The organism is Streptomyces sp. AC550_RSS872, assembly GCF_019049285.1.
GTDB lineage: Bacteria > Actinomycetota > Actinomycetes > Streptomycetales > Streptomycetaceae > Streptomyces.
Genome location: NZ_JAGMUL010000114.1, coordinates 50,894 through 72,376, shown reverse-complemented (window position 1 = coordinate 72,376; position 21,483 = coordinate 50,894). Strand labels below are relative to the sequence as shown.

The 21,483-nt window shown below is 72.3% G+C and carries 15 protein-coding genes; 8 read left to right on the top strand and 7 right to left on the bottom strand.

Translation table 11 applies throughout. The features are described from left to right. Window positions 1-28: 28 nt before the first annotated feature. From KUM44_RS32425 to KUM44_RS32405, 5 genes are read right to left on the bottom strand one after another with little or no spacing between them, the layout of a single operon-like run. Window positions 29-1,291 (bottom strand): MFS transporter, encoded by a 1,263-nt coding sequence (locus KUM44_RS32425; protein ID WP_217213324.1) that lies wholly within the window; start codon window positions 1,289-1,291, stop codon window positions 29-31. Beyond that, window positions 1,275-2,315 (bottom strand): dipeptide epimerase, encoded by a 1,041-nt coding sequence (locus tag KUM44_RS32420; protein WP_217213323.1) that lies wholly within the window; start codon window positions 2,313-2,315, stop codon window positions 1,275-1,277. The genes KUM44_RS32425 and KUM44_RS32420 overlap by 17 nt, the downstream gene beginning before the upstream one ends. Beyond that, complete coding sequence (locus KUM44_RS32415) at window positions 2,312-3,388, bottom strand: PLP-dependent cysteine synthase family protein (protein WP_217213322.1); 1,077 nt, start codon at window positions 3,386-3,388, stop codon at window positions 2,312-2,314. Before KUM44_RS32415 ends, KUM44_RS32420 begins: the two co-directional genes overlap by 4 nt. Continuing rightward, window positions 3,385-4,230 (bottom strand): Rossmann-like domain-containing protein, encoded by an 846-nt coding sequence (locus KUM44_RS32410; RefSeq protein WP_217213321.1) that lies wholly within the window; start codon window positions 4,228-4,230, stop codon window positions 3,385-3,387. The genes KUM44_RS32415 and KUM44_RS32410 overlap by 4 nt, the downstream gene beginning before the upstream one ends. After that, on the bottom strand, window positions 4,227-5,483 hold the full coding sequence (locus KUM44_RS32405) for an ATP-grasp domain-containing protein (protein WP_217213320.1): 1,257 nt from the start codon (window positions 5,481-5,483) through the stop codon (window positions 4,227-4,229). Before KUM44_RS32405 ends, KUM44_RS32410 begins: the two co-directional genes overlap by 4 nt. Window positions 5,484-5,626: 143 nt before the next feature. Between KUM44_RS32405 and KUM44_RS32400 the strand changes: the two genes are divergently transcribed. From KUM44_RS32400 to KUM44_RS32390, 3 genes are all read left to right on the top strand, one after another. Further along, window positions 5,627-7,138: an alpha/beta hydrolase gene (locus KUM44_RS32400; RefSeq protein WP_217213319.1), complete on the top strand. Its 1,512-nt coding sequence runs from the start codon at window positions 5,627-5,629 to the stop codon at window positions 7,136-7,138. A 172-nt stretch (window positions 7,139-7,310) separates the two neighbouring features. After that, complete coding sequence (locus KUM44_RS32395) at window positions 7,311-8,354, top strand: S9 family peptidase (RefSeq protein WP_254390442.1); 1,044 nt, start codon at window positions 7,311-7,313, stop codon at window positions 8,352-8,354. Between the two features lie 119 nt (window positions 8,355-8,473). Continuing rightward, on the top strand, window positions 8,474-9,223 hold the full coding sequence (locus KUM44_RS32390) for a DUF4142 domain-containing protein (protein WP_217213318.1): 750 nt from the start codon (window positions 8,474-8,476) through the stop codon (window positions 9,221-9,223). Window positions 9,224-9,261: 38 nt separating this feature from the next. On the opposite strand, the gene KUM44_RS32385 is transcribed toward KUM44_RS32390, so the two are convergent. Continuing rightward, window positions 9,262-9,843 carry a hypothetical protein gene (locus KUM44_RS32385; RefSeq protein ID WP_217213317.1) on the bottom strand — a complete coding sequence of 194 codons (582 nt, stop codon included), beginning with the start codon at window positions 9,841-9,843 and terminating at the stop codon, window positions 9,262-9,264. Between the two features lie 84 nt (window positions 9,844-9,927). Between KUM44_RS32385 and KUM44_RS32380 the strand changes: the two genes are divergently transcribed. Next, window positions 9,928-13,101 carry a beta-N-acetylglucosaminidase domain-containing protein gene (locus tag KUM44_RS32380; protein ID WP_217213427.1) on the top strand — a complete coding sequence of 1,058 codons (3,174 nt, stop codon included), beginning with the start codon at window positions 9,928-9,930 and terminating at the stop codon, window positions 13,099-13,101. Here the strand turns inward: KUM44_RS32380 and KUM44_RS32375 are convergent, their stop codons facing one another. Then, window positions 13,102-13,866, bottom strand: coding sequence for a sugar isomerase domain-containing protein (locus tag KUM44_RS32375; RefSeq protein WP_217213316.1), 765 nt, complete (start codon window positions 13,864-13,866; stop codon window positions 13,102-13,104). Between the two features lie 173 nt (window positions 13,867-14,039). Between KUM44_RS32375 and KUM44_RS32370 the strand changes: the two genes are divergently transcribed. The 4 genes from KUM44_RS32370 to KUM44_RS32355 all read left to right on the top strand — a co-directional run bounded on the left by KUM44_RS32370 (window position 14,040) and on the right by KUM44_RS32355 (window position 21,482). Further along, entirely contained in the window at window positions 14,040-14,924 is an 885-nt protein-coding gene (locus KUM44_RS32370) for a MurR/RpiR family transcriptional regulator (protein WP_062719650.1), read from the top strand. 108 nt (window positions 14,925-15,032) lie between these two features. Further along, window positions 15,033-19,274, top strand: coding sequence for an NEW3 domain-containing protein (locus KUM44_RS32365; protein WP_217213315.1), 4,242 nt, complete (start codon window positions 15,033-15,035; stop codon window positions 19,272-19,274). Then, on the top strand, window positions 19,271-19,942 hold the full coding sequence (locus tag KUM44_RS32360) for a peptidyl-prolyl cis-trans isomerase (protein ID WP_217213314.1): 672 nt from the start codon (window positions 19,271-19,273) through the stop codon (window positions 19,940-19,942). Before KUM44_RS32365 ends, KUM44_RS32360 begins: the two co-directional genes overlap by 4 nt. Before the next feature lie 169 nt (window positions 19,943-20,111). Then, window positions 20,112-21,482, top strand: a complete 1,371-nt coding sequence (locus tag KUM44_RS32355; RefSeq protein ID WP_217213313.1) for an extracellular solute-binding protein — start codon at window positions 20,112-20,114, stop codon at window positions 21,480-21,482. Window position 21,483: the final 1 nt, after the last annotated feature.

Here is a 21,483-nt window from a genome sequence, read left to right as displayed (position 1 = left end):
TCCACGTCTCCTCCTCCACCAGCCGCGCTCACGCCGCGCTCCTCTCTTCAGCCGGCGCAGGAGCCACCGGCGCCGGATCCGCCGGCAGCGCCCCGCGTCGGTGCAGCCGGGCCACGCCGCCCGCCGAGGCAAGGCCGAACGCGGCGCAGCACACCCAGGGAAGCCACGCGTGGCCGCCGTGCTCCCCCGCGTCCATGGCCCACCCGACGACGGTGTTGCCCACGGCCGCGGCGATGCCGGACACGACGTAGAAGATCCCGAAGTAGGTGCCGGTCAGCTCGGGGCGGCCGAAGCGCGGGATGAGTTCCATGACGAACGGCGAGGCGACCATGACGCCGACGTAGAGCAGCAGTGCGCCGAGCAGCACGGGTGCGGCGTCGAGCGGGCCGGGTGATCCCGTACCCGCCACCAGCGTCGGCGGCAGAAAGGCCAGGCCCATCAAGGCGAGCCCGGCCGCGATCCAACGCGCCCTGCTGCCACGGGACTTGAGGGCCCGCGTGATTCTCAGCTGGAGCGCCAGGTTGGCGACCGTACCGACGAGGAAGACGATGCCCGCGGCCCCGTCCCAGCCGGTGGCCTCGCGGGCACCGGCGGGCAGCAGCAGGTAGAGCTGGTTCTCCAGGGTGAACATGCCGACCATGGCGAGCGCGAAGGCGAGGAAGGCCCGGTTGCCGAGCACTTCGCGCCAGTCGCCGAGGACACCCGTGCCGCTGGGCTCGACCTTGCGCGCGGGCAGCACGAGGGCCTGTGCCACGGTGAGGACCGCGAAGATCCCGGCGGCGGTCAGCGCGGACGTACGGAAGTCGACGAGGAGCAGGGCGCTGCCGAGCAGCGGCCCGATGAGCGCGCCGGTCGTGGCGAACACGTTGAACAGCGCGAACGCCTCCGCCTTCCGCTCCCCCGCCTCCTGCGTGAGATAGGCCCGCACGGCCGGGTTGAACAGTGCCCCCGCGAGCCCGCTGAGCACGGAGGCGGCGAGCAGCACCGGCAACCCGTCGCCCAGCGCGAACAGCCCGAAGCCGACGGTCCGCAGCGCGCACCCGGCGATGATGACGCCCCGCGCCCCGAGCCGGTCCGACGCCGAGCCGCCGATGATGAACAGGCCCTGCTGGCTGAGGTTGCGCACGCCGAGCACGATGCCGACGACCGCAGCGGACATGCCGAGGTTCTCGCCGAGGTGGGTGGCGAGGTACGGGATGAGGAGGTAGAAGCCGGTGTTGACGCCCAGCTGGTTGACGAGGAGGAGCTGGACGGCGAGCGGGAAGGCCCGCATCTCACGCCACGTCTTCATGGGCGGCCTCCACCTCCTCGACTCCCAGACCGGGACGGGCATGTGTGCGTACGACGCCGTCGTCGCCGCCTATCCCCCGCCACGGGTCGTGGGCCAGCAGCAGATGTCCGTCGAGGTCGGTCCAGCGGGCCCGGTCGGCCAGGTGGACGGCGGGTGCGATGCCGAGGGTGCTGGCGGTGAGGCAGCCGAGCATCAGCTCTGTTCCGCTGCCCTCGATCAACTCGGCGATACGCAGGGCGGTTCGGACTCCCCCGCACTTGGCGAGTTTGACGTTGACGCCGTGGACGCGTCCGGCCAGTCGGCGGACGTCGTCGAGCGACACGGCGTCCTCGTCGGCGATGACCGGCAGCGGCGACTTCTCGGCGAGGGCGCCCAGCGCGTCCGGGTCGCCGGGCGCGAGGGGCTGCTCGACGGCCTCGACACCGAGGCCGGCGAACCGGGGCAGCAGGGCGGCGGCCTGTGCGGTGGTCCAGGCGCCGTTGGGGTCGAGGAGCAGCCGGACCCGGGGCGCGGCGTCGCGGATGACCCGTACGCGTTCGATGTCGTCCTCGGGGTCGGGGGTGCCCGCCTTGACCTTGACGACCTCGAAGCCGCTCGCGGCCAGCCGGCGGGCCTCGGCGGCCGCGCGGGTGGGCGAGGTGATGCCGATGGTGCGCGCGGTGGCGGCCACGGGCGGTGCCTGCGCGCCGAGGAGGCGGTGGACGGGGACGCCGGCCTGCTTGCCGACGAGGTCGAGGAGCGCGGACTCCACGGCGGCGGTGACGGCGGGCGGTACGGCGGCCGACGGCAGGGCCTCGAGGGCGCTGTCGGGATCGGCGAACCGTTCCAGGCCGACCGAGGAGATCAGCCGCACCAGCGTGTCGGCGTCCAGTCCGTAGTACACGCTGCTGACGGCCTCGCCGTATCCGGTCACCCCGTCGTGCTCGACGCCCAGCCACACGGCGTCGCGGGCGGTCATGGTGGAGCGGGAGATGCGCAGCGGCTCGGCGAGTTCGAGACGTACGGTGCGCAGGCGGGCCTTCATCGTGTCCTTCCGGGAGAGAGGGGATCGGCGACCCGTGTGCACCGCGCCCAGCCGCTCGCCTCGGCGGCGTACGGATGCGGTATCTCCACGGGCCGGGTGGCGGCACCCGCGAGGTCGAGGCCGTGGGCGGTGAGGAAGTCGTCGTCGTAGACGGTGCCGAGGTAGCGGTGCGGCCCGTCGGGGAAGACGGTGGCGACGACCGCGCCCGGGTGTACGCGGGCGGCCCAGGCGGCGACCCGCGCCACGGCCCCCGTGCTCCAGCCGCCGCTGACGAAGCTGCCCCGGGCGAGCCTGCGGCAGCTGTCCACGGCCTCGGCGGGGCCGATCCAGTGGACCTCGTCGAAGGCGTCGTAGGCGACGTTGCGCGGGTGGATGCTGCTGCCGAGGCCGCGCATGAGGCGGGGGCGGGCCGGCTGGCCGAAGATCGTGGAGCCGGTGGCGTCGACGCCGACGAGCCGGAGCGCGGGCCAGTGCCGGCGCAGCGGGCCGATGGCTCCGGCGCTGTGGCCGCCCGTGCCGACGCTGCACACCAGGATGTCCAAGTGGTCGAGCTGCACGGCGAGTTCTGCGGCCAGGGAGGCGTAACCGGTCGTGTTGTCGGGGTTGTTGTACTGGTCGGGCCAGTAGGCGCCGGGCAGTTCGGCGAGCAGCTCGCGCAGCCGGCCGAGCCGTGCGGCCTGCCAGCCGCCCTGCGGCGCCGGGCGGTCGACGAGCTCCAGCCGGACGCCGTGGGCGCGCAGCAACTGCCGCATGGACGGCTCCAGTTCACTGTCGCCTACCAGCACGACGGGATGGCCGAGCGCCTGCCCGGCGAAGGCGAGTCCGACGCCGAGCGTGCCGGAGGTGGACTCCACCACCGGGGCACCGGGCAGCAGTTCGCCGCGCTCCCGGGCGCCGAGCAGCATCGACACGGCGGCCCGCGCCTTCATCCCGCCCGCCGCGAGCCCTTCGAGCTTGGCCCAGAATCCGGGGTGGGGGTCGGGCAGGTCGGCGGTGACGCGGACGACGGGGGTACGGCCGAGCAGGGTGAGCAGCTCCGGGCGGGCGGTGGACCGTAGGGCGGCGGTGGTCATCGCGCACCCCCGGCACAGCGGTAGCGGTGGATGCCCCCGGGTCCGCCGTCGAGCCAGAAGAAGGGGTACGGCTCCGCGCACACCGCGCTCACGCCGTGCCCCAGGAAGCGGGGCAGCACCGCGCTGCCGGTCTGCGCGAACATCACCAGCTGCTTGCCGTGCCGCAGCGCGTGCTCGCGCAGCGGCTCGAAGGTGCCGTTGCCCAGGGTCATCCCGGACACGAGCAGCGCGTCACAGCCCTCGGCCGCGGCGAGCGCGTCCGCGACGACCGGCTCCTCCCACTCCGTCACCCCGCCCTTGAGGTCGCACGGGACATAGCCGAGCCCGCGTGAACGCAGGGCGCCCAGCAGGGAGTTGACGACTCCGACGACGAGCACCGTGGCCCCGGCCGGCAGGTCCAGCAGCTCGACCACCGCTCTCGCCCTGGCCTCGGACTTCTCCAGCGAGGAGCCGGCGGGCAAGGCGACGGTCTGCGCCCCGTGGTCCGGTGTGTGCGGGGTGACGTGCATCAGGTAGGCGTCGAGGGCGGCGATCCGCACCGCGGCCAGCGGGTGCTCCAGCAGCCGGGCCACGTCGGCACCGACACAGTCGTCGAGCGCGCTGTCCGGCAGCTCCCCGGGTTCGACCGCGCACGACCCGACGGCCTCGGCGAGCCGCAGGCTGAGGACCTCGTTGCGGTAGCCGGTGCCGCGCCCGTCGTGCCGTACGGCCTGCCGGGTGGTGAAGGCGACGGCGATGCGCCGGGTGCGGGGGTCGGGGCCGAGGGCGCCCGCGCGGACCTGGGCGACGAGATCGTCGTACGTCCGGCAGGGCGCCTTCGGCGGGACGCCGACCGGGGTCATCGGATCACCGTCCCGGCGCGCAGGCCGGCCAGCAGGCCCTCGACCCGGTCGCGGGCGCCGGGCCCGTCGGGGTCGCCGGCCATGACATGGCCCAGGTACTCGTTGTTGCTGCCCGCCGCCTTCACGGTCCTGCCGGGCTCGGCGAGCTGCACCTCCAACACGCCTGGTTCGTCGGCGAGTCGACCGGCGTCGAGTGCTTCGAGCGTGCCCTCGCGGTCCGGCACGAGGAAGCCGATGGCGGCGCTGCGCAAGCCGGTGTCCGTGCGCCTGAGGTCGGGTCGGCGGCCGAGGGCGACGTCCACGAAGGCGGCGGCGAGATCGATGCCGGTGACATGACGGACGAGCTCGGTGATGCGGTTGCCGGCGGGCCGGGGGTTGACCTCGACGACGCGCGGCCCGGCGGAGGTGAGCTTGATCTCGGTGTGCGCCACGACCCCGTCCGTCAGCCCGAGGGCCTTGAGCGCGCCGAGGGCGGTCTGCTCGGCGGCGTCGAGGTCGGCGAGCGGCAGCTCGGCCGGGAACATGTGGCCGGTCTCGATGAAGGCGGGCGCTCCGCCGATGCTCTTGTCGGTGACGCCGACCATGTGCACGGCGCCCGCGTGCGACACGGTCTCGACGCTCACCTCGGGGCCGTCGAGGAGCTCTTCGAGGAGGACGGCGGGGGTGCGGCGCTGGCCGCGGGCGTTGACCGGGAAGTCGGCCAGGGCCCGTACCAGGTCGGCCAGTTGGGTCTCGTCGTCGACGCGCCGCACATACATGCCCGCGCACAGGTCGACCGGTTTGGCGACGAGCGGGTAGCCGATCTCCTTGGCGGCCCGCGCGAGGCCGGCCCACTCCTCGTGCACGGCGAAACGCGGTCCGGGCAGACCCGCGTCGGCGAGGACGCGGCGGGTGGCGTCCTTGCGGCAGGCGTTCTCCACGGCCTCGGGGCCGGGGCCGGGCAGGCCGAGGTGTCCGGCGATGCGGGCGACCGTCGGCAGGTAGTAGTCGCAGGAGGTGATCACTCCGTCGAAGGCCAGCACCGAGTGCAGCCGCGCCACCTCGGGCAGCAGGGCGTCGAGGTCGTTGGTGTCGGTCGTGATCACATTGCGGGCGCCGAGCAGCGGATGCGCCGCTCCCTCGGGCGCCGAGCGCAGATAGTGATGCAGGTCACGGGTGAGGAAGGTGAACTGGTGCCCGCCCTCCCGGATCGCCCGTGGCAGCAGCCTGCTCATCGACCCGACCCAGCTCTCTACCACCAGCAGATGAGCCACAACTCCCCTTTTCGTGCCGTGAGTTCAGACGTCAAGGCAGCCCAGGGCGCCCCTCGGTCGGAGGGGCGCCGGACTTGACGCACACACGCTATCGATAATCATTTTCATTTGCTAGCCCGTTCTCACTCAGCCTGGGAGTGCCCTTGTCCGTCCCGCCCCGTCCCGCCGCCCTGCTGTGCGCCCTCGCGGCCGCCGCGGCCCTGCTCCCCACGGCCGCCCCCGCCCACGCGACGGCCGCCCTCACCTTCGGCGCCTGCCCGGACTCCGTACCGGCGCCGCCCGCGCCGGACCGCGTGGAGTGCGCGAGCCTGACCGTCCCCCTCGACTGGCGGCACCCGTCCTCCGGCCCGCGCATCGAGATCGCCGTCTCCCGCGTCCCCGCCTCCGGCACCCCGGCCGAGCGCCGCGGCGTTCTGCTGGTCAACCCCGGCGGCCCGGGCGGCTCCGGGCTTCCCTACGCGGTGACCAAGCGCGCCAAGCTCCCGGAGAAGGTGCGGCGTTCGTACGACGTCATCGGCTTCGACCCACGTGGTGTCGGCCGCAGCACTCCGGTCGACTGCGGTGCGATGGGCGGCCTGTTCACCGCTCCGGGCGCGGACCCGGTACCGGCGGGCCCGCGCGCCGAACAGGCCTACCTCAGGTCACAGCGCGGGATGGCCGACGACTGCGCGACCGGCGCGGGCACGGCGGTGCTGCCGTATCTGTCCACCGAGCAGACGGCGTACGACATGGACGCGATCCGCGCCGCGCTGGGCGAGCGGCGGACGAGCTTCCTCGGTGTGTCGTACGGCACCTACCTGGGCGCGGCCTACGCGGCGCGCTTTCCGCACCGGGTGGGCCGCATGGTGCTGGACAGTGCGGTCGGCCCCTGGAACTGGTACGACTTCGACGTGCTCCAGGCCCGGGCCCTGCTCCGCGCCCGAGACACGTTCTTCGCCTGGACCGCCGCACACGGGGAGCGCTTCGGCCTGGGCGGCGAGGCGGATGCCGTACGGCGTTCATATCTGCGCGTACGCCAGGGCCTCGCCGCCGCCCCGGTGAACGGCTTCGGCCCCGCGGAGTTCGACCGTGCCGTCTACCGCGCCCTCGGCCGCACCGAACGCTGGACGGGTCTGGCCGACGGCCTGCGCACCTACCTGACGGACGGCAGCGTGGCCGGCCTGCGCCCCGCCTCCGCCTTCGACAGCCCGGAATCCCGCAACTACGAGGCGGCCAACCGGATCGTGAAGTGCGCGGACGGTCCGGGTCCGGCGCCGCGCCGGATCGTGGCCGACATCCGCCGCATACGGCGGCTGGACCCACAGCCGGTCCTGACCGGCCTGGAGGCCTCGGCCTGCGCGTACTGGCACCACCGCCCGGGCAGCCGTACGCCGCTGGGCAGTCCGGCCGCCCCGCCGGTCCTGCTGGTCGCGTCCGCGCACGACCCGGTGACGCCCGTGGAGGGCGCCCGGCGACTGCGGCAGGTGCTGCCCGGTTCCCGGCTGGTGGTCCTCGACGACGACTACTCCCACGGCGTGTTCGCCAGCCGGGGGAACGGGTGCGTGGACGGCACAGTGGCCGCGTATCTCGTCGACGGGGTGGTGCCGGAGGCGGATGCATGGTGTGCCGGACCGGGCTTGCCGACGCCGGCATCATCCAGCCCCTCCGGCGTTTGAGGACGCGGCCCGCTCAGGGCCGAAGCAGGGGCCTGGGGGCGGCAGCCCCCGGCGCCCGGTGAGCCGGGCGACGCGGAACAGGCTCCGTCCGCCCTCGTCCGTGCTTCGCGCGCGGCGCGGACGGGGTGAGGTGCCGCTGCCGACCCCGCCGATCCGCGCGATACTCGACCCCATGCGGTTCCTGCGGGGCGCCGCCCATGTCGGCGCGGGGCTGGTGCTGACGGTCGCCGTCGGCTGCACCGGAGGTGGCGGTGGCACCGAGACGTCGCGCACGGATCCGCCGGCGTCGACACGAGCGGGCGGCGCGACCCCCGCCGCGACGAGCACGACACCGGCCCCCACGCCCGCCGACCCCGTCTCCCTCCCGGCCCTGATCCAGCGCGAGCACCACGGTTCCGGTCTCCGCCTCGGTGCCGTACGCCTGCGTACCGACGCCTACACGCAGTACGCCGTGACGTACCGGTCCAATGGGCTGACCATCTCCGGAATCATGAACGTCCCCCGGGGCGAGGGCCCCTTCCCGGCGCTGGTCCTGGCGCACGGCTATATCGACCCGGACGTGTACACGACCGGCCGCGGCATGCCCCGGGAGCAGGACCTGCTCGCCCGCGACGGCTACGTCGTCCTGCACACCGACTACCGCAACCACGCCGGGTCCGACGACGACCCCGACAACGACGTCAACCTGCGGCTCGGTTACACGGAGGACGTCATCAACGCCGTCCAGGCCCTGCGGTCCGCCGACCGGCCGAACGTCGACGACGAGCGGATCGGGCTGCTGGGGCGGTCGATGGGCGGTGGGGTCGTGTACAACGCGCTGGTCGTGGCGCCCGGCCTCGTCGACGCGGCCGTCGTCTTCGCTCCGGTGAGCTCGCGCCCGGAGGAGAACGTCGACCGGTTCCAGCGGCCCGAAGGGGACCCGCTCGTCGACGAGATCGAGGACGCGCACGGCACACCCGAGGAGGACCCGGAGTTCTGGCGGCAGGTCTCGCCGGTCACCTTCGTCGACCGGGTCACCGAGCCCTTGCTGGTCCACCACGGCACCGCCGACGACACCTGCCCCCTGGCCTGGTCGAAGGCGACCGTCGCCGCGTTCGAGGCAGCGGGCAAGGACGTGGAGCTGCGGACGTGGGCGGGCGAGGGGCACACCTTCGGGCCCCGGTGGCGGGAGTCGATGGACGTCACGACGGCGTTCTTCGAGCGTCACCTGGGCTGAACTCGCGTGTGTGACGCACCACGCACGGCCGGCCCCAAGTTTTTTCCCTCGGCGGTGATTGTTTCGCGGGCCCCGTCCGTACCTCCTGGAGTACTCGGCCGCTCGTCTCTGGAGGCACGATGCCCATCTCGCGCCGCATGGTAGGAACCGTCTTCGTGGGAGGCGCCCTCGTCCTGACCCTCTCCGCCCTTGCCTACCCCGCCATGCTGGGCGTGGAGACCACCTCCGCCAACCAGGACCGCGTCATCGCCAACACCCAGTACGGTCCGCTGACCGAGGCCGACCGGGACTTCGTGGTCAAGGTCCGCGCCGCCGGCCTGTGGGAGCACCCGCTGGGCATGATGGCCATGCAGCGGGGCACCACCCCGGAGATGAAGGAGGCCGGCGAGCACCTCGTCGTCGGACACGCCCGGCTCGACCTCGCCTGCCGCAAGCTCGCGTCCGAGCTGAACATCACGCTGCCCAACCAGGCCAGCCCGCAGCAGCAGCAGTTCGTGGCGACGGTGGACTCCAAGACGGGCAAGGAGTTCGACGCCACGGGTGTCGCGATCATGCGGGTGACGCACGGGCAGATCTTCCCGACGATCGCGAAGATCCGGGGCACCACGCAGAACACGCTGGTCCGTCAGCTGGCCGACCTGGCGAACGACACCGTGCTCGACCACATGACGGTCCTGGAGAAGACGGGCATGGTGAACTTCGACGCGAACAACTTCCAGCAGACCTCCCCGCCGAAGCTCCCCAAGGACCAGATGACGCCGCCCGCACCCCAGCCGGGCGCGCCCGTCCTCACGCTCGCCATTCCCAAGGGCCTGGAGGACCTGAACACCGCGTCCCCGTCGGCGCTGCCGAGCGCGGACGTCAAGTGACGGCGGACGTCGCCTGACCGAGGCAGTGGGCCGCCGTCTCAGCCCGTCTTCCACCCCCACGGCGTGTCCAGCCGCTCCCACTCCGCGGCCCACTGCTGGAGCCTCCGTCGCTCCATTCCCAGCCGTACCACCCAGGCGGACCCCAGCACGAGACCGGCGGTGCCCGCACCGGCCAGGATGCCTCCGGCGATCGAGTGCAGCGTCATCTCGCTCTCGGAGAGCGGCTCGCCTGCGATGACCCCGTTGCGGTCCGTCCACACCTCGACCTTGCTGCCCGCGTGCGTACTGGGCGGCACACGTGCCTCGTCCGTGTGGGTCGTGCCGTCCGGGTCCGTCCAGCGGACGGTGGACCACACGAGATGGTCGGTGCTGACCCGCGAGGCCCCCGGGTCCTCCGCGTCCTTCACGAGTACGGCCGTCACCTTGCGGCTCTGAGCGCGCTGTTCCTCCGCGGAGGCGACCACCGCGTCCGCCGCCAGCCGGCCCGCGAACACGGCACCGACCAGCGCCAACAGCCATGCGCACAGCACGACCCAGGCCTCGATGACGTCACTGCGCCGCCTCAGCGGGCTGCGCCGCCACCGCCACAGCCGCACCCTCGGGCACCCAGACGCAGCCATGCCGACACCCCCTTGAGCACCGACAGCACACCTCCAGTGTGCGCCCACCTGCCGTGGGCCGCGCGTGCTTGCGGCCATTGAATGATGCATTCAGCATCTCTAGCATCTCCCGATGGATACATTCACCCTGTCCCGGGAGGACCTGTGCTTCCTGCGCGTCCCGTGCTGCCGGCCGTCCGTGTCAGACGCCCCCGACGCCCGCTGATATCGGCCACCGCCGCCCTGTTACTGACCCTCGGCCTCACCGCCCCGGCCACCGCCGCCGTACCCGAGCCCCGCACCCGGGTTCCGCAGGTGTGGCCGACGCCGAAGAGCATGCACGCGGGCCCGGGGCGGTTCACCGTGCCCGACAGGGTCGTCGAGGTCGTCGGCCCGCGCACCGACCCCGCCGCCCGGCGCCTCGTCGAATCCGTCCTGCGCGACGCCGGCGCCGAGCACATCGTCACCGTCCCCGCGGGAGAGCGCCCGCCCGCCTCCGGCCTCACGGTCTACGTCGGCGGCCCCGCCGAGAACCCCGCCACCGCGGCGGCCCTCAGGAAACTCCGCGCCAAGTCCCCGGCAGGCCTGCCCTCCGGCGGCTACACCCTCGCCGCCGGACGCTCCCACGGCCGCGCCCTCCTCGCCCTCTCCGGCAGCGACACCACCGGCACCTTCTACGCGGCCCAGACCCTGCGCCAACTCCTCACCGAAGACCGCATACCCACGGTGACCGTCCGGGACTGGCCCACGGCCGGCCTGCGCGGTGTCATCGAGGGCTTCTACGGCACCCCCTGGTCGCACGCCGAACGCCTCGCCCAGCTGGACTTCTACGGCCGTACGAAACAGAACGTCTACGTCTACTCCCCCAAGGACGACGACTACCTCCGCGCCCGTTGGCGCGATCCGTACCCGCCCGCCGAACTGGCGCGGCTGAAGGAACTGGTCGACCGCGCCCGCGCCAACCACGTCCGCTTCACCTACGCCCTCTCCCCCGGCCTCTCCGTCTGCTACTCCTCGGACGCCGACATCAAGGCCCTCACCGCCAAGTTCGGCTCGCTCTACGACATCGGTGTGCGCTCCTTCGCGATCCCGCTGGACGACATCAGCTACACGAAGTGGAACTGCGCCGCCGACGAGGCCGAGTTCGGGACGGGCGGGGGTGCGGCCGGTGCCGCGCAGGCGCATCTGCTCAACACGGTGTGGCGGGAGTTCACCGCCGGGCACACGGACCTGAAGCCCCTGGAAATGGTCCCCACCGAGTACTCCGACCTCGCCGACTCCCCCTACAAGAAGGCGCTGCGGGAGAAGCTCGACCCGTCCGTGGTCGTCGAGTGGACCGGCGTGGGCGTGATCGCGCCGGCCATCACCGCCGAGCAGGTGAAGCAGGCACGCGAGGTGTACGGCCACCCGATCCTGGTCTGGGACAACTATCCGGTCAACGACTACGTCACCAGCCGTCTCCTGCTCGGCCCCTACACCGGCCGTGAGCCCGGTGTGGCCGGCGCGTCGACCGGGGTGACCGCCAACCCGATGGTCCAGGGAGAGGCGAGCCGGATCGCCCTCTTCACCTCGGCGGCCTATCTGTGGAACCCGGACGCGTACGACCCCCGGGCCGCCTTCCTCGCCTCCGTACGGGATCTCGCCGGGCCCGGCGCCGCCCCCTGGCTGCGGATCTTCGCCGAGAACAACTACTCCTCCCAGCTCGACCCGACCGAGTCCCCGACGCTCACCCGTCTGATCGCCGCCTTCCGCGAGGCCTACGAGCAGGACAGCGGCCTCGACCGGGCCGCCGCCGAGCTCAGGGGCTACTTCGCCGACATGGCCGCCACCCCGGACCGGTTGCGCGCCCGGCTCGACAACCCCGGGTTCCTCGACGAGACCTCGGCCTGGCTGGACAAGCTCGGCCGCTACGGCAGCGCGGGCGAAACCGCCGTGGACCTGCTGCTGGCGCACAAGGACGGGGACGCGGCAGCCGTCACCCGGTACTGGAACGGGCTGAGGGCCGAGCGCAAGGCGCTGGACGCCGTGCCCGAGCAGGTCTCCCCGGGTGTGATGGACCAGTTCCTCTCCACGACGATGCTGGAGACCGCCCCGGACCCCGGAGTCGACGCCTCCTTCTCCCCAGACTCGCTGTCCCTGCGGCCCGGGGCCTCAGCCACGGTCACCCTGGACCTGTCCGACGCCCAGGACGAGACTGTCAGCTGGAAGCTCGACGTGCCCGAGGGCGTCACCGCCGAGCCCGCCGAGGGCACGGTCACCGGCCCGGCATCGGTCCCCGTCACCCTCACCGCCGACGCCGCCGCCACCGAAGGCGTTCGCTCGGTCGTCGTGTCGGGTACCGGTCTCCTCGACCGCGCGCTCCCCGTCCGGGTCACCGACGGCAGCGGCAGACCGCGAGCACTGACGGCCAACTTCAGTGGCGCGTCGGTCAGTTCCATCGACCTGTCCACCGGGACGACCGAGAACATCGCGGTCGGCGCCAACCCGGGCGAAGTCGTCGTCAGCGCCGACGGCCGTACCGCCTACGTCGCCAACCAGGGCTCGGACACGGTCAGCGTGCTCGACGTGGCGCGCGGCACCGTCACCGCCACGGTCGCCGTCGGCCGGGTCCCCGCCGGCCTCGCGCTCACCCCGGACGGCGGCACGCTGTGGGTGGCCAACTACACGGACGGCACGGTGCAGCCCGTGGACACCGGCACGCTCAAGGCCGGCGCGCCCGTCCGCGTCGGCGACGGGCCGGAGAACATGGCGGTCACGCCCGACGGCAGGACGCTGTACGTGGCCAACATCCACGACAACACGGTCAGCCCCGTCGACCTCGCCACCGGCACCGCCGAAGACCCCGTCGCGGTCGGCCCCCGGCCCTTCAACGTGGTCGCCGCGCCGGACGGGAAGACGGTGTACGTGTCCAACTCCGGTGGCTCGACGGTGACTCCGATCGACACGGCGACCAACGACACCGAGCCGACGCTGCTGGTCACCGGCCAGGCCTACGGCCTCGGGCTGTCCCCGGACGGCCGGACGCTGTGGGTCGGCCCCAGCACCGGGGACTACGTCACCCCCGTCGACACGGTGACCGGAGCGCCCGGCGCCAAGGTCACCGTCGGAAGGTCCGCCTTCGACGTCGGCCTGGACTGGGACGGTGATACGGCCTACGTCACCACGGCGGACGCGAACGCCCTGGTCCCGGTCGACACCGCGGCGGGCACCGCCAAGTCCCCCTTGACGACCGGCGCGTATCCGCTGGCCGTCGCGCTGACGCCGGTACCCGTGGAGTGATCAGCTCGCGGTACGCCGGATCCGTCCGGCGTACCGCTTCTCCAGTTCCAGGTTGCCCTCGAAACCTCCGGGCACATTGGCCGAGACGTACACCGGCGGCCGCTCCCCGGCGGCGAGGAGCAGCCCCGAGGCCTCCGCGACGGCCATCTGCACCAGCATCACGCCGGTGAGCGTGGACAGGGCGCACACCGCGCCGCCGCCGGGCAGCTCCAGCAGCGCGTCGCCGGGCGGGGCCGCGTTGTCGAGGACGACGTCCGCCAGGTCGGCGAGCTTCTTGCCGCTGGCGTGTCCCGCGGGGACGGCCCGGGTGTGGGCGAGGGAGGTGAGGGCGAGGATCCGGTGGCCCCGCTCCTTGGCGTGCAGGGCCATCTCGACGATGACGTTGTTGACGCCGGAGTTGGAGATGATGACGAAGAGATCCTGGGGGTGCGGGGCCGCCAGCTCGTAGAGGCGGGCGGCGACACCGGGCTCGCGCTCCAGGAGCGGATCGTCGAGGACGCTCGGCGGTTCACCGCCGTACAGGACGAGGTCGGCGATGCTGATCCGGTTGGTGGGCACCAACCCGCCCGCCCGGCCCGCGACTTCGAGGACCATCGCCTGGGAGTGGCCGGTGCCGAAGGCCTGGATCACACCGTCCGTCCGTACGCAGTCGGCGATGAGTCCGGCGGCGCGGGCCACATCCTCGTGGGAGGACCCGGTCAGGCGGTCGAGGACGGCCATGCTGTCGCGTACGAAGCGCCGGGCGCTCACAGACTCGTCGGACACGGGTCACTCCCCACTGCTGGGCCCACTGACCGGGCCTGATGGCCTGATGGATTGAACCACCTTGTACTCTGCATTGGTGAATCAATAAATCACACACCGAGCGGCACGGGCAATGGAGCTCTCGGTCCTGGTATTCAAGCTGTGAGAAAAACGGTGGCTGGTACCTTCTCCCCATGCCCCCGACGGACGTCACCACACTGATCCGCACCGAACTGCCCCGGCTGGCCGGGTCCCTGCGCAAGGTGGGCGAGCTGATCCTGGAGGATCCGGCCGCCGTCACCCACTGCTCGGCCGCCGAGCTGGGCCGGCGCACCGGTACCTCCCAGGCGACGGTGACCCGGTTCTGCCGGGCCATCGGGCTCGACTCCTACCAGCATCTGCTGATCGAGCTGGCCCAGGAACGCGGCCGGGGCGAGGTCTCCGACTGGGGCAGCGCCGAGATCGGCCCCGACATCTCGCCGGACGACAGCCTGGAGCGGGTCGTCCAGGTCGTCGGCAGCGCGGATCTGCGCGCGATCCAGCAGACCATCGAGCGGATCGACCTCGACGCCCTCGAACGCGCCGCCCAGGCCCTGGCCCGCGCCCGCCGCATCGACGTGTACGGCGTCGGCGGCAGTGGCGCGGTCGCCCAGGAGACGGAGACCCGGCTGTTCCGCATCGGCTGCCAGGTCCGCGGCTGGACCGAGGTGCACGGCGCGGCCACCTCAGCGGCCCTGCTCACCCCGGCCGACGTGGCCATCGGCATCTCGCACTCCGGGGCCACGCGCGAGACCCTCGAACCGTTCGAGATGGCCAAGGAGCGGGGCGCCACCACCATCGCCATCACCACCGACCCGCGCTCCCCGTTGGCCAAGGCCGCCGACATCCGGCTCATCTCGGCCACCTCGGAGACCAGCTTCCGCACCGGCAGCATCGGCGGCCGGCACTCCGTCCTGATGATCGTCGACTGCCTCTACGTCCGGGTCGGCCAGGTCTCCTACCAGCGCGCCAGCGCCTCGCTCGCCCTGACGGACCACATCACCCCGCGGCACGCGGTGAAGAACCGCCGGACTCGCTGAACCCGGCTCGGAGTGTATGGATCAACCACCTGATCAACAGGAAAGTGGTTGTTTGAATCATCCCGTTGCGCCAGGATGGGGCTCCCCACGAGCACTCGTAGGAGCCCCATGCGCGTCATCTCTGTCGAGTCGACCGAGCTCTTCGTCGGTACCGAGGACCATCCGCGGCAGGTGGTGACCGTGGAGATCGGCGGGACCCCCGGACGGACGGTCCGCCTCACCGTCGAGGGCCCGGGTGTCCACGGCACCGCCGAGGTGACCACGGGGGACGACGGCACCGCACGGGCCGAGATACCGGTGACGACCGACCTGGCCCCCGGCGACCGTACGCACCTCAGGGTCACGGCCGAGGACGCCGACGACCCGGCCCTGAGGGCAGAGCAGTCCGCCGCGTTCACGGCCGCCGAGCCCGGCTGGACCATGTTCATGGTCAGCCACTTCCACTACGACCCCGTCTGGTGGAACACCCAGGCCGCCTACACCGAGACCTGGGACGTCGCCGACGACCCCGCCGGCACCGGCCTGCCCGCTCGCACCTTCGACTCGCGCGGCCAGTCCGGCATGAGTCTGGTCCGCGCCCACTGCGATCTGGCCCGGCGCGACCCGGCGTACACGTTCGTGCTCGCGGAGGTCGACTACCTCAAGCCCTACTGGGACGCCTTCCCCGAGGAGCGCGCCTTCCTGCGCCAGCTGATCCGCACCGGCCGCGTCGAGATCATGGGCGGCACCTACAACGAGCCGAACACCAACCTCACCGGCGCCGAGGCGACCGTACGCAACGCCCTGTACGGCGACGGCTTCCAGCGCGGGATCATCGGGGCGTCGCCGGAGACGGCCTGGCAGCTGGACGCGTTCGGGCACGATCCGCAGTTCCCGGGGCTGATGGCGGACGCGGGGGTCAGCTCCAGCTCCTGGGCGCGCGGGCCCTTCCACCAGTGGGGACCGACCCTGTCCGTCTTCGGCGAGGAGCCGCGCGACCCGAACCGGATGCAGTTCCCGGCGGAGTTCAGCTGGATCGCCCCGTCCGGGCGCGGGCTGCTGACCGCGTACATGGTCAACCACTACGGCGCCGGCTGGGCGATCGACAACACACCGACCCTGCCGGAGGCGGAGGCGGCCGCGTTCAAGCTGTTCAAGGGGCTCAAGCAGGTCGCACTCACCCGTAACGTCCTCCTCCCGGTCGGCGGTGACTACGCGCCGCCGTGCCGCTGGGTGATGGGCATCCACCGGGACTGGAACACCCGTTACGTCTGGCCGCGCTTCGTCAGCGGGATCCCCCGGGACTTCTTCGCGGCCGTCCGCGCGGAGCTGGAGGCGGAGGGCCGCAGGGCCTCCCCGCAGACACGGGACATGAACCCGGTCTACACCGGCAAGGACGTCTCCTACATCGACACCAAGCAGGCCCAGCGCCACGGCGAGACCCTGCTCGCCGACGCGGAGGCCTGGGCGACGCTCGCCTCGCTGGTGACCGGGCACCCGTATCCGGACGCGGCGCTCGACAAGGCCTGGCGGCAGCTGGTCTACGGCGCCCACCACGACGCCATCACCGGCTCGGAGTCCGACCAGGTCTACATCGACCTGCTCACGGGCTGGCGGGAGCTGCACGACCTCGCCGAGACCGTGCACGCCGACGCGACCGACGCCCTGGCGAGCAGGGTCACCCAACTCCCGGGCGGCGCACCGGACTTGGTGGTCTTCAACGCGGCGACCTGGGAGCGCGGGGACGTACTGGCCGTCGACGACCCGGGGCTCGTCCCGCTGGACGACACCGGCCTGCCCCTGCCCGCCGTACGGGAGGACGGCGAACTCCGGGTCGTCGTCCCGAAGGTGCCCGGCATGGGCATCAAGGCGCTCGCGCTCGCCGACGGTACGGTCCCCGAGTGGACGCGTGGCGAGGGCACGACGATCCGCAACGAGTTCTACGAGGTGACGGTCGACCCTGCACGCGGCGGCACCGTCAGCAGTCTGCGGTCGATGACGGAGGCCGGCCGGGAGCTCCTGCGCCCCGGCGACATCGGCAACGAGCTGGTCGTCCAGGAGGAGTACCCGAGGCACCCGCGCTTCGGCGAGGGCCCCTGGCACCTCACCCCGACCGGCACCACCGCCGCCCGCGGCCGCGACGTCACGGCGGACGTCGATGTCGAGCACTCCCCCGCCGGATCCCGGATCACCGTCCGCGCGGATCTGGGGTTGTTCCGGTACACCCAACAGCTGACGCTCTGGAAGGGCGTCGACCGCCTCGACCTCACCACCACCATCGACGGCTACGACGGCGCGGACCGCCTCATCCGGGTCCGCTGGCCCTCCGACGTGCGGGGCGGGCTGCCGGTGCACGAGGTGGCCGACGCGGTGATCGGGCGCGGGTTCGGGTTCGTGGAGGTGGACAGCGAGGAGTTCCCGTGGACCCTGGACAATCCGGCCAACACCTGGTTCGGGATCGGCTCCACCGCCCGGGTCGCGGTCGAGGACGACTCCGGGCGGCCGCTCGGCGAACGGTCCATCGGGGTCGCCGAGTTGGTGTACAGCTCCTGGGACAGCGCCGGTGAGCTGGGCACCGCGCTCGCGGCGGCCCTGGTGCGCGTGGGTGTGACGGCGACCTCGACGATCGCCGGGGGCCCGCGCTACGGCGACCTGGAGGTCGACTCCAACCTGCCGGACATCCGGATCGCGGTGGGCGCCCCCGAGCGCAACTCGCTGGTCGCGGAGGCCCTCGGCTGGGATCCGGCGGCCGGACGGGAACTGCGTCGGCAGCTCGCCGAACGAGGAGTGGCCGCCGTATGGGTCGCGCCGCGGGCCTCGCTGCGGGAGGAGTGGGTGCCCGGCGCCGACCTGCGCGACCTGGAGCGGCTGCCGCTGCTCGTGGTGGCGGGCGCCCGGCCCGAGGACGACGCCAAGGCCGTGGACGCACTGATCGCCGACCTGGACGACGCCGTCCTGACAGCCACGGCGGCGGGCGGCGGGGAGGCGCTGCCGCCGGGGGACGCGTGGGACGGCCGCAGCTTCGCCGTGCTGAACCGGGGGACACCCGGCTGTGTGGTGACCGCCTCCGGCGACCTCTACATGTCCCTGATGCGTTCCTGCACGGGCTGGCCGTCCGGTATCTGGGTGGACCCGCCCCGACGCACGGCGCCCGACGGTTCCGCGTTCCAGCTCCAGCGCTGGTCCCACACCTTCGAGTACGCCGTGGTCGCGGGCGCGGGCGACTGGCGCGAGCTGCGGCTGCCGCAGGCGGGACACGCCTTCAACCATCCGCTGACGGCGCGGCTGAGGCGGACGGCGGCCGAGGATGCCGCACTGCCGAGAAGGACCGCGCTGCTGGGCCTGGAGCCGGCCGGAGAGGTGCTGCTCGACGCGCTCAAGCCGGCCGGGTCGCCGCTCGCCCGGGGAAGCGTGGCGCCGGCGGACCCCGGGAGCGGGGTCGTCATCCGGATGCACGAGGTGAACGGGCGGCCCGTGCGGGCGCGGGTGCGCGGGCCGCGGGAGTGGACGGACGGTGCGCGGGCGGACGTACTGGAGAGGCGCGGCGAGCCGCTGCCACCCGGCGTTCAGGGGGCCCTCGACCTGGACCTGACCGGCTTCGAGGTGGCGACCGTCCTGGCCACGACGGACGCGACCACCGCACCCGGCCAGGGCATCGCCGCCCACGAGCCGGCCCAGCCCGTCCCCACCCGCTACTGGCTCCACAACTCCGGCCCCGCCCCACGCGGCAACATGCCGGTCGCGGTGTACGTCTCCCCGACCGCCCTCACCGTCTCCGACGGCCCGGTCACGGCCACGCTCCGGGTCGCCTCGGAGCTGACCGACGCACCGGTCTCGGGCACCGTGAGCCTCCACGTCCCGCCCGGCTGGTCCACCGAACCGCCCGGGCTGCCGTACGCGTTGGGCCCCGGCGGGTTCACGGTCGCCGAGGTCACGGTGACGCCACCGCCCGACGCCGAGCCGGGGCGGCACTGGCTCGCCGCCCGGCTGTCGTACGGCGGGCAGACGTACGAGGACGTGGTGGCACTGGATGTGCCGGACGGGCACAGGGGCCCAACCCTCCTGACAGAGCTGGGAGTCGAACGGATCACCGTACGCCGCGGCGAACGGACCCGCGTCCCCGTGACCCTCCGCAACACCACCCGGGGCCCGATCAGCGGCACTCTGTGGACGGTCTCCTCATGGGGAACCTGGGCGGGCGTGACGCCGGGCGCCCAGGGCTTCACGGTGGCCGGCGGCGAACAGGCGGAGTGCGTGATCGAGGTGGACGCCGGTGTGGTGCCGCCAGGTTCGTACTGGCTGATGGCGAAGGCCGGCTGGCACGGGTGCGTCGCCTACACGGAGGCGGTAGTGCTGGAGGTGACGAAGTGACGGACCACGCCGCGCTCGTCGACGGCCGCCCAGTCCCCAGATCCCGCGTGGACGCCTTCCTCGAATCCGTCCCACCCCGAGACCTCGAAACCCGCCCCGACACCCTCGCCAGAGCCGAACGCCAACGCCGCCGCTGGGCGACACAGGTGCTGGTGATCGACGAACTGGCCCAACAGGCGTGTGTAGCCCAGGGCTTGGCAACGCCGCCAAGGGGCGCGGGGAACTGCGCGACCAGCCCCCACGGCGCCGCACCCGCCGAACGGGATGACGCGGCACCCCCCACAGAGCGCACCGTCGCAGACCTCGGCAGCATCATCGCCGTCGCCCTGTCCCATTCCCCCGCCGCCCGCACCCTGCTCGCCCACCTGGAAACCCAGCAGCACATCCCCGAAGCGGCGATACGGGACTACTACGACCGCAACCGGGACCGCTACCTCACCCCGGCCTCCCTCAGTCGCGGCGTAGACCCCTACGCCCCGGCGGCCACACCCACCGACTTCCTGCCCTACGAACGAACGCGCCCCGGCATAGAGCGCGAGCTACGCCGGGCGGCAGCCCGCTGGGCGTTCTTCGCCTGGCTGGACCAGGCCCGCACCGGCGTGGAGTACACCCCGGGCCACGAGCACCCGGGCGACCCGTCGCACCCCGACCACGAGCACCGGCACTGAACCGAACGGAACGGAACGGAACGCAAAAGCAACCCGGCAACCCATTGACCTCCGATGAATTCTGGTCCACCTTTTCATCAATCAGCGTCCAAGTTGGTGATTTGAACCAGCGAACGAACGGACAAACACCAGCGAACCAGACGGCTCGGTCGGCCGCAGGAGGGCACCCATGCGCGCACGCAGACTTCCCGGATCCCTGGCATGTTTCCTCGCCCTGGCACTCGCGGCCGCCGGCTGCGGCCTCTCCGGCGGCTCCGACGACGGCGAGGCCACGGCCGGCGGCTGCAAGGTCGACAAGGCGAACGTCGGGCCCGGCGCGCTCACGGGGGACGTGAAGGGCGACATCACCTTCCAGACGACCAACTTGAAGAAGGACTTCGGCGCGTACTTCAACGGCGTCATCGCCGCCTTCGAGAAGGAGCACCCGGGGGCCGAGGTGAAGTGGATCGACGACCCGGGTGACGCCACCTTCACCCAGCGCCTGGTCGCCGACGCACAGGGCTGCACGCTGCCGGACGTGGTGAACATCAACGTCAACACGGCCATCGCGCTCACCAAGAACGGCTATCTGATCGACCTGGACAAGAAGGCACCGGACGCGGGTGAGCCGTTCGTCCCCGCGCTGTGGAAATCGAGCCTCTACGCGGACGCCTCGGGCACCAAGGTGCACAGCGTGCTGCCCTGGTACTCCGGCGGCATCGTGCAGACCTTCAACACCGAGCTGATGAAGAAGGCGGGCCTGGACCCGGCCAAACCTCCGACGACCGTCCTCGGGCTGTTCGCCGACGCGGAGAAGGTGGCCAAGGCTTCGGGCGGCAAGTACCACGCCTTCCTCGCCAACCCGCAGCTGCGCATCCCGGCGGACTGGCAGCAGATGGGCATCAAGATCTTCTCCGCCGACGGCAAGGCGTTCACCTTCGCCGACGACCCGAGGACCGCCCAGTGGGTCGAGGCCATGACCAAGCTCTACAAGGCCGGCGGAATGCCCCGGGACTCCCTCTCCTCCACGCAGGACCCGGCCAACGTCTACGGCCAGGGCAAGCTGGTCTACGGCCCCACCAACCCCAACTTCCTGCGGTTCATCCAGCAGAACAACCCGACCGTCTACAAGAAGACCGGCGTCGCCCGCTTCATGCTGGACGACCTCGGCCACACCGTCGGCGCCCCGCAGTACATCGGCACCGCCTCCACCAGCAAGAACGCGGTGACCGCACTCGCCTTCGCGCGGTTTTTGACCAACGCGAAGAACCAGCTGGAGTGGGCGAAGGACCCGAACGTGGTCATCTTCCCGTCGACCACGGCCTCCCTGGACGACCCGTTCTTCCAGTCGGTCAAGGGCACCGACCCCTTCGCCGAGGCCCGGAAGATCGTCGCCAGTGACCGCAAGACCGCGACCGCCGACGAAGTCGCCCTCACACCGGGCGAGTTGAACGCCATCTCGGCCCAGATCCAGCTGGCCATGCAGGGCAAGAAGAGCGCCGAGGACGCCCTCGAAGACGCTCAGGCCAAGGGCAACGAGCTGATCAAGCAGGGCAGCTGAC